Source organism: Clostridium felsineum DSM 794 (assembly GCF_002006355.2).
GTDB classification, from domain to species: Bacteria; Bacillota; Clostridia; order Clostridiales; family Clostridiaceae; genus Clostridium_S; species Clostridium_S felsineum.
In genome coordinates, this window is record NZ_CP096980.1 from 2,392,873 (window position 1) to 2,409,330 (window position 16,458).

At 29.4% G+C, this 16,458-nt stretch carries 18 protein-coding genes; all 18 read left to right on the forward strand.

Features of this window, described 5'->3' with window-relative positions:
- Nucleotides 1–80: 80 nt before the first annotated feature.
- The 18 genes from rpsB to CLFE_RS11370 all read left to right on the forward strand — a co-directional run bounded on the left by rpsB (nucleotide 81) and on the right by CLFE_RS11370 (nucleotide 16,456).
- Nucleotides 81–782 carry a 30S ribosomal protein S2 gene (rpsB, locus tag CLFE_RS11285; RefSeq protein ID WP_077833338.1) on the forward strand — a complete coding sequence of 234 codons (702 nt, stop codon included), beginning with the start codon at nucleotides 81–83 and terminating at the stop codon, nucleotides 780–782.
- A 108-nt stretch (nucleotides 783–890) separates the two neighbouring features.
- Nucleotides 891–1,811 carry a translation elongation factor Ts gene (gene tsf / locus CLFE_RS11290; RefSeq protein WP_077851541.1) on the forward strand — a complete coding sequence of 307 codons (921 nt, stop codon included), beginning with the start codon at nucleotides 891–893 and terminating at the stop codon, nucleotides 1,809–1,811.
- Nucleotides 1,812–1,881: 70 nt separating this feature from the next.
- Entirely contained in the window at nucleotides 1,882–2,592 is a 711-nt protein-coding gene (gene pyrH, locus CLFE_RS11295) for a UMP kinase (RefSeq protein WP_077833336.1), read from the forward strand.
- A 19-nt stretch (nucleotides 2,593–2,611) separates the two neighbouring features.
- Nucleotides 2,612–3,169, forward strand: coding sequence for a ribosome recycling factor (gene frr, locus CLFE_RS11300; protein WP_077851542.1), 558 nt, complete (start codon nucleotides 2,612–2,614; stop codon nucleotides 3,167–3,169).
- Nucleotides 3,170–3,276: 107 nt separating this feature from the next.
- A complete protein-coding gene (gene uppS / locus CLFE_RS11305; protein WP_077833334.1) occupies nucleotides 3,277–4,047 on the forward strand; it encodes an undecaprenyl pyrophosphate synthase in 771 nt (256 codons plus the stop codon).
- Nucleotides 4,047–4,844 (forward strand): phosphatidate cytidylyltransferase, encoded by a 798-nt coding sequence (locus CLFE_RS11310; protein ID WP_077892591.1) that lies wholly within the window; start codon nucleotides 4,047–4,049, stop codon nucleotides 4,842–4,844. Before uppS ends, CLFE_RS11310 begins: the two co-directional genes overlap by 1 nt.
- Before the next feature lie 40 nt (nucleotides 4,845–4,884).
- Nucleotides 4,885–6,312, forward strand: a complete 1,428-nt coding sequence (locus CLFE_RS11315) for a LexA family protein (RefSeq protein WP_077892590.1) — start codon at nucleotides 4,885–4,887, stop codon at nucleotides 6,310–6,312.
- Nucleotides 6,313–6,397: 85 nt separating this feature from the next.
- A complete protein-coding gene (locus CLFE_RS11320) occupies nucleotides 6,398–7,351 on the forward strand; it encodes an AI-2E family transporter (protein WP_077833331.1) in 954 nt (317 codons plus the stop codon).
- Nucleotides 7,352–7,366: 15 nt separating this feature from the next.
- Nucleotides 7,367–8,524, forward strand: a complete 1,158-nt coding sequence (gene dxr / locus CLFE_RS11325) for a 1-deoxy-D-xylulose-5-phosphate reductoisomerase (RefSeq protein WP_077892589.1) — start codon at nucleotides 7,367–7,369, stop codon at nucleotides 8,522–8,524.
- An 11-nt stretch (nucleotides 8,525–8,535) separates the two neighbouring features.
- Complete coding sequence (gene rseP / locus CLFE_RS11330) at nucleotides 8,536–9,555, forward strand: RIP metalloprotease RseP (protein WP_077833329.1); 1,020 nt, start codon at nucleotides 8,536–8,538, stop codon at nucleotides 9,553–9,555.
- Between the two features lie 24 nt (nucleotides 9,556–9,579).
- Nucleotides 9,580–10,629: a flavodoxin-dependent (E)-4-hydroxy-3-methylbut-2-enyl-diphosphate synthase gene (gene ispG, locus CLFE_RS11335; RefSeq protein WP_077851545.1), complete on the forward strand. Its 1,050-nt coding sequence runs from the start codon at nucleotides 9,580–9,582 to the stop codon at nucleotides 10,627–10,629.
- A 244-nt stretch (nucleotides 10,630–10,873) separates the two neighbouring features.
- Nucleotides 10,874–11,323 carry a ribosome maturation factor RimP gene (rimP, locus tag CLFE_RS11340; RefSeq protein ID WP_077833327.1) on the forward strand — a complete coding sequence of 150 codons (450 nt, stop codon included), beginning with the start codon at nucleotides 10,874–10,876 and terminating at the stop codon, nucleotides 11,321–11,323.
- 13 nt (nucleotides 11,324–11,336) lie between these two features.
- On the forward strand, nucleotides 11,337–12,398 hold the full coding sequence (gene nusA, locus CLFE_RS11345; protein WP_077833326.1) for a transcription termination factor NusA: 1,062 nt from the start codon (nucleotides 11,337–11,339) through the stop codon (nucleotides 12,396–12,398).
- Between the two features lie 40 nt (nucleotides 12,399–12,438).
- Nucleotides 12,439–12,705, forward strand: a complete 267-nt coding sequence (gene rnpM, locus CLFE_RS11350) for an RNase P modulator RnpM (protein WP_077833325.1) — start codon at nucleotides 12,439–12,441, stop codon at nucleotides 12,703–12,705.
- A complete protein-coding gene (locus CLFE_RS11355) occupies nucleotides 12,698–13,006 on the forward strand; it encodes a ribosomal L7Ae/L30e/S12e/Gadd45 family protein (RefSeq protein ID WP_077833324.1) in 309 nt (102 codons plus the stop codon). Before rnpM ends, CLFE_RS11355 begins: the two co-directional genes overlap by 8 nt.
- 15 nt (nucleotides 13,007–13,021) lie before the next feature.
- Nucleotides 13,022–15,103: a translation initiation factor IF-2 gene (gene infB / locus CLFE_RS11360; protein ID WP_077833323.1), complete on the forward strand. Its 2,082-nt coding sequence runs from the start codon at nucleotides 13,022–13,024 to the stop codon at nucleotides 15,101–15,103.
- Between the two features lie 35 nt (nucleotides 15,104–15,138).
- Nucleotides 15,139–15,504: a 30S ribosome-binding factor RbfA gene (gene rbfA, locus CLFE_RS11365; RefSeq protein ID WP_077833322.1), complete on the forward strand. Its 366-nt coding sequence runs from the start codon at nucleotides 15,139–15,141 to the stop codon at nucleotides 15,502–15,504.
- The gene (locus tag CLFE_RS11370) at nucleotides 15,491–16,456 is read left to right on the forward strand and encodes a DHH family phosphoesterase (protein WP_077851546.1); all 966 of its coding nucleotides are present in this window, start codon (nucleotides 15,491–15,493) and stop codon (nucleotides 16,454–16,456) included. The genes rbfA and CLFE_RS11370 overlap by 14 nt, the downstream gene beginning before the upstream one ends.
- The last annotated feature ends 2 nt before the right edge of the window (nucleotides 16,457–16,458 follow it).

A 16,458-nucleotide genomic window follows, 5' to 3' on the forward strand; every position in this document is an offset into this window, starting at 1 on the left:
TGAAATCTGTGCTATATATAATTATAGTGGTTTTAAATAAAAGGTAGTGGAGGTAATAACAAAATTTAGGAGGAAAAATCATGTCAGTTATTTCAATGAAACAATTATTAGAAGCTGGTGTTCACTTCGGACATCAAACAAGAAGATGGAATCCAAAAATGGCTCCATACATATTTACAGAAAGAAATGGTATCTATATAATAGACCTTCAAAAAACTGTAAAAAAGATTGATGAAGCTTATAACTTCATAAGAGAAGTATCAGAACAAGGTAAGGATATACTTTTTGTAGGAACAAAAAAACAAGCACAAGAAGCAATTGCTGAAGAATCAGTAAGATCTGGAATGCATTTTGTTAACAATAGATGGTTAGGTGGTATGTTAACAAACTTCAATACAATAAAAACTAGAATTGCTAAATTAAATGGCTTGAAGAAAATGGAAGAAGACGGAACATTTGAAGTTTTACCTAAAAAAGAAGTTATTCTTTTAAAGAGTGAAGAAGAGAAACTTGTTAAAAATTTAGGCGGAATAGTAAATATGTCTCAATCTAATATAGGAGCTTTATTTGTAGTAGATCCAAGAAAAGAAAAGAATGCTATATCTGAAGCAAAAATATTGGGAATTCCTGTTGTTGCAATAGTTGATACAAATTGTGATCCTGATGAAGTTGATTATGTAATTCCTGGAAATGATGATGCTATAAGAGCAGTAAGACTTATAACTTCAAAAATTGCAGATGCAATAATTGAAGGAAGACAAGGCGAACAATTAGCTGAGTAGTAAAAAAATAAGAATTTGTATATAATATAAATACTTTAATGAACAAATGAAGAAGATTTCTTCTTCATTTGTTTATGTGAATTAAAGCATAAAACGGAGGTATGAAACATGATTTCTGCAAGTGCAGTTAAAGAGTTAAGAGAAAGAACTGGAGCCGGAATGATGGCTTGTAAAAAAGCATTAAGTGAGGCTAATGGAGATTCTGAGAAGGCAGTAGAAATACTAAGAGAAAAAGGATTAGCAGCAGCTGCTAAAAAAGCAGGTAGAGTAGCGTCAGAAGGATTAGTTGTTGCTTATGTAAATGAAGATGGAAAAAGCGGTGCTATCGCTGAAGTAAATTGTGAAACAGATTTTGTTTCAGCAAATGAAGATTTCAAAGCTTTAGCAGAAAATATCGTTAAATTAGCAGCAAAAAGTAGTGCAAATACTGTAGAAGAGTTATTAGAAGAAACTTATGTAGATGGAAGTGCTAAATTAAAAGATGTTATCACTGCGTTAATAGCTAAATTAGGTGAAAACATAAATTTAAGAAGATTTACTAAGTTTGCAAATGAAAGTGGAGTAATAAAGAACTACATCCATGGTGATGGAAGAATAGGAGTTCTTGTTAACCTAAATGCTGATAAAGTTTCAGAAGAAGTTAATACGTTAGCTAAAGACATTTGTATGCAAATTGCTGCAGCAAATCCATTATACTTAGATGAAAGTTCTGTTGATCATGAAGCATTGAACAAAGAAAGAGAAATCTATAAAGTTCAAGCATTAAATGAAGGAAAACCAGAAAAAATCGTTGAAAAAATGGTTGAAGGCAGAATAAAAAAATACTTAAAAGAAGTATGTTTACTTGATCAATTATGGGTTAGAGATTCTGACTTAACAATTTCAAAGTTAATAGACAAAAAGTCAAAAGAATTAGGTGCTGCCCTTTCAATAGCTAGTTTCGTAAGATTCGAAAGAGGCGAAGGAATCGAAAAGAAAGAAGAAAATTTTGCTGAAGAAGTACAAAAACAAATGCAGCAGAGTAAATAACATATAGGAGAACACTGCGTGTTCTCTTTTTTTAAAATAAAATGATGTATAGTAGCATTGGAGGTACAGTATGCAATCAATAAAATATAAAAGAGTAATGTTAAAAATTTCAGGTGAAGCATTAGCGGGAACTAATGGCTACGGTATTGATTTTGAAGTAGCAAATAGAATTGCTAAAGAAATTAAAGAAATTGTTGATTTAGGAATAGAAGTTGGAGCCGTTGTAGGCGGTGGAAATATATGGCGTGGAAGAAACGGTAAAGGAATGGACAGAACTACTGCAGACTATATGGGAATGCTTGCAACATGTATAAATGCTCTAGCTCTTCAAGATTCACTTGAAAACATGGATGTGGATACTAGAGTCCAAACCGCTATAGAAATGAAGCAAGTAGCAGAACCTTTTATCAGAAGAAGAGCAATGAGACATCTTGAAAAAGGAAGAGTTGTTATATTTGCAGGTGGAACAGGTAATCCTTATTTTTCTACTGATACTACGGCTGCATTAAGGGCTGCTGAAATAGAAGCTGATGTAATACTTCTTGCTAAAAAAGTAGATGGAGTTTACGATAAAGATCCACATAAATACGACGATGCTATTAAGTTCGATAATTTAAATTATATGGAAGTTCTTGAAAAGAATCTTCAAGTTATGGATTCAACAGCTACTTCCTTATGCATGGATAACAATATACCAATAATAGTATTTGGACTTGATGTTTCTGGAAACATAAGAAAAGCAGTTTTAGGTGAAAAAATAGGTACTATTGTATCAAAATAGATTTGGAGGATTTATTTCTATGGTAAATGATATAATTAAAGAATTAGAAGAAAAAATGAAAAAAACCATTTCATCCTTAAAAAAAGAATTGGCATCTATGAAAGCTGGCAGAGCTACTCCAGCTATGCTTGATAGAATTGAAGTTGATTATTATGGAACTATGACTCCATTAAATCAGTTAGCTAACATATCAGTGCCTGAATCAAGAATACTTATGATTCAACCTTGGGATAAATCAGCTATGAAAAGTATTGAAAAAGCAATATTAGTTTCTGATTTGGGTTTAAATCCATCTAATGACGGTACATCAATGAGACTTGTTATTCCTGAACTTACAGAGGAAACAAGAAAAAATCTAGTGAAAAATATAAAAAAAGCTGGAGAAGATAGTAAAGTAGCTCTAAGATCTATTCGTAGGGATGCAAATGATAAAGTAAAGAACTTAAAAAAAGACAATTCTATAACTGAAGATGAAGTTAAAAGTTCAGAAAATGATATTCAGAAAAAAACAGATGCTTATGTTAAAGAAGTAGATAATGTAGTTGACGCAAAAGAAAAAGAAATCATGTCTATATAGCTCAATATATATATATTATTTAAAACCTGCTTGTTTGTGCAGGTTTTTTTTATATTAAATATATGTTAAAATATCAATGTATTTATATATTGAATGGAGAGAATAAAATGCTAAATTTTATAAAATCAGATAAAAACAACAAATACGATAGTGAAGATATTAATTTTTCTAATATACCAAAACATATTGCAATAATAATGGATGGTAATGGAAGATGGGCAAAAAAGAAAAATTTGCCTAGAACAATGGGACATAAGGCTGGTGGTGAAGCTTTAAAAAGAATAGTTAGAGAATGTAGCGATTTAGGTGTAAAATACTTAACTGTATATGCTTTTTCAACTGAAAATTGGATAAGACCTAAAGAAGAAGTTAGTGCAATAATGAGGCTTATTGTTGAATTTTTAAAGAGAGAATTTAACGAACTCCATAAAAATAATGTTATTTTAAATACTGTAGGCGATATATCAAAGCTTCCAGAATCGTGCATTACAGCATTAAATGATGCAAAAGAAAAGACTAAAAATAATACCGGCATTATGCTTAATTTAGCACTTAATTATGGTGGTCGTAATGAAATATTAAATGCAATTAAGAATATATTTAAGGATTATGAAAATAATAAGCTATCCAAAGATGATATACTTAATTTAAATGAAGATGTATTTTCATCCTATTTATACACTGGGGATATGCCTGATCCAGATATAATAATACGTCCAAGTGGTGAAAAGCGATTGAGTAATTTTTTACTTTGGCAATGTGCATATTCTGAATTTTGGTACTCTAATATAAATTGGCCAGATTTTTCCAAGGAGGATCTTCATAATGCAATTAGAGATTATCAAAATAGGAATAGACGATTTGGAGGCGTAAAATAATGAGTTTTAACAAAAGATATTTGGGCGCAGTTTTTTTAGCTCCTCTTCTAATATTTTTATTTTTGGGTGGTATATGGCTTAAACTATTTGTTTTTGCTTTATCTATGATTGGATTATATGAATATTATAAAGTATCAAAAGAAGCAAATATTAAACCTATTTCACTTGTAGGATATTTGCTTTGTATAGCTTATTATGTTTTAATAAATTATAAGCTTGATTATAAATTTGTACTTTTTATAATCGTAATGGGAATATTTCTTATGCTCTGTATACCAACTTTAAATACTAAATATAATTATATAGATATATCAGTTACAATATTAGGTTTTATATATGTAGCAGTTTTCTTTAGCTTTATCGTTTTAACAGATGATTTGAAACATGGAAATTATTTTATTTGGATTATATTTATAGCTTCTTGGGTTTGTGATACCTCAGCGTACTATGCTGGAAGATTTTTAGGAAAAACAAAGTTATGTCCTAAAGTAAGTCCTAAAAAGACTATAGAAGGTTCTATCGGTGGTGTTCTTGGTAGTATTATAGGTTGTACTGTTTACGGCTTTGCAATTTCAAAATATGGAATTAGTTTAAATTTATATCACTACATAATTATCGGACTATTATGTGGAGTTTTCTCTCAATTCGGAGATTTAGCAGCATCTTCAATAAAACGTCATGCAAAGGTTAAAGATTACAGCAATTTAATACCTGGTCATGGTGGAATATTGGATAGGTTTGACAGCATACTTTTTACATCAGTAATAGTGTATTACTACTTAAGCTTTGTAATGTAAATTCAAATATACTTTAAAAATTATTAAGGAGGAAAATACTTTGAAACTTACTAGTATTCAAAATAATATTGCAGAGGATACAAAAAATTCTTTTATATTAGTTAAAGGTAAAAAAAATACTGGAAAAAACACTGTAGCTGCATGTAGGAGTATTTTCCTTAAAAATAATTATTGTATATCAAGAGAAGATAAAATCCTAATAATTAATAGTTCAAAAAAATCTTTAAATGAATTTAAAAATGTATATTCGGCAATATACGAAAATGCTAACTTTAAATATACAACATTACTTGAGCCTGAAGGAGATGTTATAAAAATATCTACTTTAGATGACGTTATTGATTTTTTTTCAAATATAAAAGTTATAACTGAAAAGGAGTCAAGATCTATAATAGAACAATGTATAAATGAATTGAAAAATATTTATCCTGATAGCAAAATATTAAATAATAAATACATTGATTTTCTTAAGGAAGAAATTGAGTGGATTAAAAGTTCTAGATATGACGATATAAATGTTTATCAAAATATAATACGTACTGGACGTAATTCCTCTAGAAATAGCATAAATATTAGACTCAATAGGAATTCACTATTAAGAGAGTGTATTTTTAAAATTATGCTGTTGTACAACGATAAATTAACTAAGTACAATAGATTTGATAGCTGTGATAAGATTAAGCTTGCTATTAAAAATATTGGTAATAAAAATTCGTATAAATTTACACATATAATAGTTAATGGTATTGAAAATTTCACGAAGCTTGAAATAGATTTTGTTAATTCCTTAAGAAAAAAAGAAAAGTATTCAACTATGCTCTGTACATATAATAGTGATTCGATAGAAAATAGTAGTTCTTGGTTTATAAATAAGAAAAATATAAAATTGATAAATAAAAATAAAATAAAGAACTATAATTTAAAGAGTAGTTACTATAATGATAATATAACAGATTCACTAGAAAAATTTATTTATAAGGACATTAAACATAAGACTATATTTAATTTTGAACGTGATAATTATGAAGCTTCAAAAATAATTTTAACAGGTAGTTCTGAAAATATCGAGTATGCTGAAAATGAAATAGCAAAATTACCGGTTTATAATGAAATAGCTGCTGGTGAACCAATATTTATAAATTCTCAAATAGAGGATAAATTCTATTTGCCAAAATATTGGGTTAGAGGTGCTAAAGATTGCTTTATACTAAAAATAAAAGGTGACAGTATGATAAATGCTGATATTAATGATGGTGATTATGTTGTTATTAAAAAGACAGGTACTGCTGAAGATAGAGATATTGTAGCAGTTAATATTGATGGTAGTGCAACACTCAAAAGACTTAGGATAGATAAAAGTGGTGTTACTTTTATGCCAGAAAACGAACTATATTCACCAATAAAAGTAACTGAAGATGAGCAAGTAATGCTAATTGGAATTGCAGTAGGTATACTAAAAATCAACTAAAAAAATAATATAAGATGCATTCATTGAATATTAATAACTATAAGGGAAAAACCTTATAGTTATTTTATTTTGTGAGGTAATCATATTGAAAATTTATAAGAAATTAATTGAGTGTATAATTCTTCTATTTGTTTTTATACTTTTAGCTTTTTTTATAAAGTATTACTTTAAGCCATTTCTTGCTATAGTGCTTTTGATCATATTGTGTGGACCAATACATGAATTTCTTAATAATCATAAGCTTTTTAACACACAAATCAATGCTATAGTAAGTATAACTATTGTAAATATAATAATATTTTTTTCTATGCTATCTATCGGAAATTTTGTTGCAAAAAAACTAAATATATATATAGCTAATTTTTATGATATAGATAATATTAGTAAAATACCAATTATAGGTGAACTTAATGTAAATATTTTATTAAATAAAGTTAATATGTTTGTAGACAAGTTGTTTAATGCTGATTTTTTTACCAAAGGCGCTCTTTATACTACAGATAGCATATTAACATATTTTGTTGCTACTATATCGGTTTACTTTATTTTGGTAGATAAATATGATATAGTTAATTTAACTGAAAAATTATTCACTAAAAATAAGGTACATATGATTATACGAAAGTTTGAAGATATAAAAAAGTTAATAAAAGTTGAAACATTTTTGGTACTTATTACAACAATAGAAACTATAGTGGGTTTCTTTGTATTAGGAATAAATGATTATTTTATGCTTGGAATAATCTGTGGGCTTTTGGATATATTGCCTTATGTAGGTACTATAATAGTTTTTATTCCATTAATATTATATAGATTATATACTAGAAATTATATTGTTATTTTGGGATTAATAGCTCTCTATGTTTTTTTGCAAATATCAAGGCAAATTATGGAGGCTAAGTTCATGAGCAATACTTTAAAACTTCATCCACTTATAATAATAATATCTGTATACATAGGGATTAAAATTTTTGGAATAATAGGTTTATTTATAGCACCAATCTATGTTATAACTGCAAAAGAAATAATATTGTCTTAAACTAGGAGTGATACAATGAAAAACATATCTATATTAGGGGCTACTGGGTCTATTGGAACCCAAACTCTTGATGTAATAAGGCATGATAGTGAATCTTTTAAATTATTAGCCATTAGTGCCTATAGAAATTTTGAAAAAATAATAGAAATAATAAATGAGTTTAAACCAGAGCTTGTTGTTATGATAGATGAATCTGCTTATAATAAAGTTCTTGAATATTGCAAAGAAAACAATATAACAACAGAGGTGAAGCTTGGATACGACGCTCTTAATGAAGTGGCAACTTATAATGAAACTGATATTGTAGTTACATCTGTAGTTGGAATGATAGGGCTTATTCCTACCTTAAAAGCAATAGAGAGCGGAAAGGATATAGCACTTGCAAATAAAGAAACACTTGTTGTAGCTGGTGAAATAGTAACAAAGGAAGCTGAAAAATATGGTGTGAACATACTCCCTGTTGATTCAGAGCATGGAGCTATATTTCAATGCCTTCAAGGAAATAAATATGAGGATATAAATAAAATACTTTTAACAGCCTCTGGTGGACCTTTTAGAGATAAGAATTTTGATGAACTTAATAATGTAACTTTAAGTGATGCTTTAAATCATCCGAAATGGAATATGGGAAAAAAGATAACAATTGATTCTGCTACGCTCATGAACAAAGGACTTGAAGTTATAGAAGCTCATTGGCTTTTTAAAGTCAACTATGAAAAAATACAGGTATTAGTACATCCTCAAAGTATAGTTCATTCAATGGTTCAGTATAAAGATGGAAGCGTTATAGCACAACTAGGTCCTACTGATATGCGTCTGCCTATACAATATGCGTTAAACTATCCGGTAAGAAAGGAAGCCATAGCTACGCCTATTGACTTTTTTTCTATTCCTAATTTGCAATTTGAGAAACCTGATATGGAAACTTTTAAATGTTTGAAATTTGCTTATGAGGCCGGAAAGTCTGGTGGTATAATGCCAGCTGTTTTAAATAGTGCAAATGAATATGCTGTAGATTTATTTTTAAACAGTAAGATTAAGTTTACGAAAATTCAAGAATTAATTGAAGATGCATTGAATCATTTTGAGAATGTAAACAATATAAATGCTCATACTATAATAAATAAAAGTAATGAGGTTACAGAATATCTAAAAGGTAAAAATATATTCTAGGGGTGATGAATTTGAGTTTTTTAAATATAGTTATTGCTATATTGGCTTTCGGTGTACTTATATTAATACATGAATTAGGCCATTTCATATTAGCAAAACTAAATGACGTTAAGGTGGAAGAATTTTCAATTGGCATGGGACCTAAGCTTTTGGGGATACAAGGAAAAGAAACGCAATACTCAATTAGGGTTTTACCTATAGGTGGTTACGTAAAAATGCTTGGAGATGAAACAAAAAGTGAGGATCCACGTGCTTTTAACAATAAATCATCAGGTAGAAGGCTTAGTATAGTTGTTGCTGGTCCTATTATGAATTTGGTTTTAGCTGCGGTTTTATTTTGTATAGTTGGAACTGTGCAGGGAATACCACTTCCTACTGTAGCAAAGCCAACTGCTAATTCTCCAGCGCAAAAAATTGGTATAAAGGCTGGAGATACAATAGTTAAAATAAATAATTATTCAGTACATACCTGGGAAGATATTTCCTTTAACATGGCACTCAATAAAGGTGAAAGTATAAATGTAGCTTTAAAAAGAGATGGCGTACTAAAAAAGTTAACACTTAAACCTGAGTATAATAAAAAAGAAAAGCTTTATATTATGGGGATATATCCCAAGATCATAGAAAAACCTACAATAATGCAAGGAGCTAAATATGGTGCATCTGAAACTGTAACAATGATAAAAACCGTATATTTAAGTCTTAAGATGATGGTTACAGGTAAAGCATCTGCAAAAGATGTTTCTGGTCCTGTAAGTATAATAAAAGTAACAGGTGCTGCCGCTAATGCAGGTTTTATAAAACTCATTAATTTCATTGCATTTATAAGTGCACAGCTTGGAGTTATGAACCTTTTACCTATCCCTGCCCTTGATGGTGGATATGTTTTGTTATTCTTATTTCAAATGATAACTGGTAAAAAGGTTGATGATGATAAAGTAGGATTTATTAATACAATAGGTTTTGCCTTACTTATGCTATTAATGGTTGTAGTTACTATTAAAGATTTAGTATATCCTATTAATTTTTAATTTTGAAGGGATGGTAATTAAACAATGCAGAGAGTGGAGACTAGAAAAATTAAAGTCGGAAATGTGTATGTAGGAGGAGATTCAAGGGTAACAGTACAATCTATGACAAATACTGATACTAGAAATGCAAAAGAAACCATAGCTCAAATAAAAAAATTAGAAAGTTATGGTTGTGATATAGTACGCTGTGCTGTACCTGATCTTGAAGCTGCTGCTGCTTTAAATGAAATAACAAAAAATGTAACACTTCCTGTAGTTGCGGATATACATTTCGATTATAGATTAGCACTTGAAGCTATAAAAAACGGCGTTTCAGCATTAAGAATTAATCCTGGAAACATAGGAAGTAAAGATAGAGTTGAACTTGTTGCTAAAAGCGCTAAAGCGAAAAATATACCTATTAGGATTGGTGTGAATTCCGGTTCTCTTGAAAAAGATATTTTGAGCAAATATAAAAAAGTTTGTAGTGAAGCCTTAGTAGAAAGTGCTTTAAGGCATGTGAAAATATTAGAAGATGTAGATTTTAATGATATAGTAATATCTATAAAATCTTCAAATGTACAAATGATGATAGACAGTTACAGATTGATATCGAAGAAAGTAAATTATCCCTTGCATCTTGGTGTTACAGAGGCTGGAACAATATGGAGAGGAACAATAAAATCTTCTATAGGTATAGGTGCACTTTTAAGTGAGGGTATAGGCGATACTATAAGAGTATCTCTTACAGGGGATCCAGTTGAAGAAGTTAAAGTAGGAAAAGAAATTTTAAAAACCTTTGGTTATATTAAGAATGGAGTAGAGTTTGTTTCATGTCCAACTTGTGGAAGAACATCTATTGATCTTATAAAAATTGCAAATGAAGTTGAAAAAAGACTTGAAAATTCTAATAAAAACATAAAGGTAGCTGTAATGGGTTGTGTTGTAAATGGTCCAGGTGAAGCAAGAGAGGCTGATATAGGTATAGCTGGTGGAAAAGGAGAAGGCCTTATATTTAAAAAGGGCGAAATAATAAAAAAGGTCAAGGAAGAAGATTTAGTTGAAGAGCTTATAAAGGAAATATCTAACATGTAGGCTCATGTAATTAATTGTATATTCGATGGAATACATGGCTAATTATTGATACTAACAGTTTATATGTTAATTTATCCTTGAAATATAAATTTTAATATGTTACAATAACATGAGATGTTAGAGTTTACTGATAGATTTGTGCCAAGAGAGTGGGTTTGTTGCCCGCTCTTTCATTTTGTATTTTTTATTTTAAAGAATTAAAAAACTTTAAGTAGCAAATTATATATTGTGAGGAGGGGATTAAATGATAGATAAATTAATTGAACTCATACAACCTGTAGTTGAAAATTTGGGCTATGAATTTTATCATATTGAAATAGTTAAAGAAGATGGTGAAAGATATTTAAGAGTATACATAGACAAAGAAAGTGGAATATCCCTTAGTGATTGTGAAATTGTAAGTAGGGCTATAAGTGATTTGCTGGATGATAAAGATCCTATTCCTTACAGTTATTATCTTGAAGTATCGTCACCTGGAATAAATAGAACTTTATTTACAGATAATCATTTAAAAAAATACATTGGAAGTATTGTAGATATTAAACTAAAAAGTAGTCTTGAAAAATCAACAAATTATTCAGGTAAACTAATTGATTTTAATGAAGAAGATATTATAGTAACTATCTCAGAAGATAGGAATTTAAAAATTCCAAGAAAAAAAATCAAAAAAATTTGTTTGAGTGGGGAATTTTAAGGAGGTTAATGAAATGAATCAAGAGTTCATCCAGGCACTTAAGGAAATTGTGGAACAAAAAGGTATAAGCGAGGAACTTCTTTTTTCAACAATTGAGGATGCATTAGTCGCAGCATATAAAAAGAATTACGCTAAGCTTACAGAAAATGTTCACAACGTGAGAGTAAGTATGAATAGGGGAAATGGAGAAATACATGTTTACTCACAAAAGAAAGTAGTTGAAGAAGTAGAAGATAATATATGTGAGATTTCATTAGAAGATGCAAAAAATTTAGATGCAAAATATCAATTAGATGATATAGTAGATTTAGAAATAACACCTAAAAGTTTTGGAAGAGTTGCAGCTCAAGCTGCAAAGCAGGTTGTTATTCAAAGAATAAAAGAAGCTGAAAGAAGCCTTCTATATGATGAATTCTCAGAAAAAGAATTTGATATAATAACAGGAACTGTGTTAAGAAAAGATAAAGGAAATATTTTAATAGATTTAGGGAGAATTGAAGCAATTCTTGGACCATCAGAGCAAATTCCAGGAGAAGATTATGTATATAACTCAAGAATAAAATTATATATTGTTGAAGTTAAAAACACTACTAAGGGAGCACAAGTTGTGATTTCAAGAACTCATCCTGGTCTTGTCAAAAGATTGTTTGAATTAGAAGTACCTGAAATATACAGTGGTATTGTGGAAATTAAGGGTATATCAAGAGAAGCGGGTTCTAGAACTAAGATAGCTGTTTACTCTCACGATGAAAATGTAGATGCTATGGGTGCTTGTGTAGGTCCAAAGGGTATGAGAGTTCAAAATATAGTAAATGAACTTAAAAATGAAAAAATAGATATAATAAAGTGGAGTAAGCTTCCTGAAGAATTTATATCAAATTCACTTAGTCCTGCAAAAGTACTTGATGTATTTATTGATGAAGATACAAAATCAGCAAAAGCAATAGTTGATGATAATCAATTGTCTTTAGCTATAGGAAAAGAAGGTCAAAATGTACGTCTTGCAGCAAAGCTTACAGAATGGAAAATTGATATAAAAAGTAAATCTCAATATGAAAGTGAATTAAATCAATAATTTATAATGCTAAATTTTTGGTAAAGGACGGTGTATTATAGTGAAAAAAAAGAAAATACCTCAAAGAATGTGCACAGGATGCATGGAAATGAAGCCAAAAAAAGAGCTTATAAGAATTGTAAAAAATAAAGAAGGTGAGGTATCAGTAGATACTTCAGGTAAGAAACCTGGAAGAGGCGCTTACATATGTAAAAGCGTTGAATGTCTTGAAAAAGCAGTGAAGCAAAAAAGGCTTGAAAAAAATTTAGAAATTAAAATTAATGAAGAGCTTTATAATAAATTAAGAAATGAGGTTACAAATGAATAACAAATTTCTTCAATTTTTAGGCATTGCTAAAAAAGCAGGTAAAATAGTAGAAGGCTACAATAAATGTGAAGAACTTCTTTCAAAAAAGCGAGCTTACCTCATACTTCTTGCTACTGATATTTCGGAAAACAGTAAAAAAAAGTTTGAAAATTACGCTTTACAACGTAATATAGATGTTGTAAATGAGTTTTCAAGCAGTGAACTCGGAAATATACTTGGTAGTGAAAGCATAAAAGTTATATGCATTGTAGATAAAAAAATTAGCGAAAAATTAAAAAGTCTATTACCTGAAAATAATTAAATGGGGGTGTATAATGTGCCAAAAGTAAGAATTTATGAATTATCAAAAGAATTAGGTAGATCAAGTAAAGAACTTATTACCATACTTCATGATGAATTTGGTATTGTTGTTAAAAATCATATGAGTGTTATAGATGAAGAGGATGCAGATCTTATTAAAGAAATGTTATCTGATAGTGAAAATGATAAGGATAAAAAATCAGATTTAGTTGAAGAATATGAAGATATGATATCAGACAGCATAAAGGTTAGAAAAAACAAAAAAATCAAAGGAAAAGATAAAGACAAACAAGAAGATGATGAAGATAGTGAGTCTCAAGAGTTTGAAGATGTTATAGAAATTGAAAATACAATAACAGTAAAAGATTTGTCTGAAAAATTAAAAAAACCTATTACAGAAGTAATAAAAGAATTAATGTTTATGGGTGTAATGGCTGCAATAAATCAAGAAATTGATTTTAAAACAGCAACTAAAGTTGCAGCTAAATTTAATGTAGATGTAATTCAAAAGGCAGAAGAAGCTGATAAAAAGGAATTAAAAAACGAATTTGAAAATGAATTCGAAGAAGAAGAAGATGAAGGTAATTGGATTAAAAGACCTCCTGTTGTAACTGTAATGGGTCACGTTGATCATGGTAAAACATCACTTCTTGATGCTATAAGAAAATCAAGTGTAACTGAGACAGAAGCAGGTGGAATAACACAACACATCGGAGCTTATACTGTAAAAATGAATGATGGAAAAGTAACATTCTTAGATACTCCTGGTCACGAAGCTTTTACAGCAATGAGAGCTAGAGGTGCTGAAATTACAGATGTTGTAATACTAGTTGTGGCTGCTGATGATGGAATAATGCCTCAAACAAAAGAAGCAATAAATCACTGTAAAGCTGCTAAGGTACCAATAGTAGTTGCTATAAATAAGATAGATAAACCAGGTGCCAATATAGATAGGGTTAAGCAAGAACTTACAGAGCATGGATTAATCCCTGAAGATTGGGGTGGCGATACTATATGCGTTCCTGTTTCTGCAAAGACAAAGCAGGGATTAGATACCTTAATTGAAATGACTATATTGACTGCTGATGTTATGGAATTAAAAGCAGATCCTAAAAGACATGCAAGAGGAACTGTAATAGAAGGAAAACTCGATAAAGGAAGAGGTCCAGTTGCATCTTTACTTGTAGAAAATGGTACTTTAAAAGTTGGAAGTTCAATAATAGTTGGTTCAACTTATGGAAGAATAAGAGCTATGTTTGATGATAAGGGCAAAAAAATCAAATCTGCTGGCCCATCTGTTCCTGTTGAAGTTTTAGGACTTTCTGATGTTCCTGAAGCTGGAGATAAATTTAATGTGGTAAGAGATGAAAAAACAGCAAGAAATATGGCTAAAGTAAGAGTTGAAAAATTAAGAAGTGCAAATTTAGCTTCAAAACATAAGGTTTCATTAGAGGACTTATATAGTCAAATACAAGAGGGAAAAGTTAAAGAGCTTGGTATAATAGTAAAGGCTGATGTACAGGGATCTGTAGAAGCTGTAAAACAATCTTTTGAAAAACTTTCTACTGATACAGTAAAGGTAAGAGTTATTCATGGTGCAGTTGGTGCTATTACAGAAACAGATGTTATATTAGCTAGTGCTTCTAATGCCATAATAATAGGATTTAATGTAAGACCCGATAATAATGCATCTGCTTTAGCTGAAAAAGAAAATGTAGATATAAAAACTTATAGGGTAATATATACTGCTATAGATGATATAAAATCAGCCATGGTTGGTATGCTTGATCCTGAGTTTAAAGAAGAAATTATAGGTAATGTTGAAGTTAGACATATTTATAAAATATCAAGTATTGGAACTGTTGCAGGATGTTACGTAACTTCTGGAAAAATAGTTAGAAATAGTAGTATAAGAGTAATAAGAGATGGTATAGTAATACTTGAGGGCGAATTAGCTTCACTTAAAAGATTTAAAGATGATGCTAAAGAGGTAGCTCGTGGTTTTGAATGTGGTTTAACTATAGATAAATTTAATGATATAAAAGAGGGAGATGTCATTGAGGCATTCCAAATGGTAAAAGTTAAGCAAGAAGGCTAAAAGAAAACAATCTACCTATAAAGGAGAGATATTCTATGGCTAAATATAGAGCAGGAAGAATTAATGAAGAAGTAAAAAAAGCAATAAGCAGTATAATACAAAATGATATAAGGGATCCACGCCTTACATCCATGATTAGTGTAATAAAAGTTGATGTAACTAAAGACTTGAGATATGCTAAAGTTTATGTAAGTATACTTGGTGATGATGCTAAGAAAAAAGAAACTATGGATATACTTAAAAAGAGTGAATCTTTTATAAGAAAAGAATTAGGATATGCGGTTAAACTAAGATATACACCTGAAGTTATAATAGAACTTGATACTTCAATAGAAAAGGGTATGCATATTGATGCTCTTTTAGAAAAGATTAAGGGGTCTGACAAAGATGATAATAGATGATGTCATTGATAAAATTAAAAGTAGTAATAAAATTGCTATAAGTTTTCATATGTCACCCGATGGTGATTCTATCGGTTCTAGTTTGGGACTTTTAAATGCATTAAGAAATGTTAATAAAGATGCATATATTCTAAGTAAAGAGATTGTCCCAGAATCTTTTGAGTTTTTAAATTTTGCTGAAGAAATTGATGGAAATCATTTTAAGGTAGAAGATAATACAGACTTATTGATAACGTTAGATTGTGGTAATATTGAAAGGTTAAATTTTGATACTTCAGATATTTTATTAAAAAGCAATAAATATTCTATTATTAATATAGATCATCATATTACAAATGATTTCTTTGGAGATTTAAATTATATAAATACAAAAGCAGCTTCTGTTGGAGAAATAATATACGATATATTGTGTAAAATGAATATTATAATTAATAAAGATATAGCAGCTTGTCTTTATACATCAATATTAACAGATACAGGGTCTTTTAGATTTTCTAACACAACACTTCATACTCATGAAGTAGCTGGAAATTTAATTAATACAGGACTCGATTTTAGTGAGATACATAGAAAAATATTTGATAACAAGAAATTTGAAGCATTAAAGCTTCAAGCTCTTGTTTTAAATGATATGTATTTAACTTTTGATAATAAATTGTGTATCATGAGAGTGACTCACGACTTTATAGAAAAAGCAAATGCAGGGGATATTGACACTGGAGATTTAGTATCAATAGGCCTTAAAGTAAATACAGCTGAAGTTTGTATGCTATTAAAAGAAAAAGATAATTGCATTAAAGTTAGTTTGAGATCAAAGTCTTATGTTGATGTTAGAAAAATTGCTGAAAAATTTGGAGGCGGTGGGCATATAAGAGCAGCTGGTTTGTCCATAGATTCCAATATTTCAGATGTTGAAAAAATGCTTATTGATGAAATTAAAGGTGAGTTGTAGTT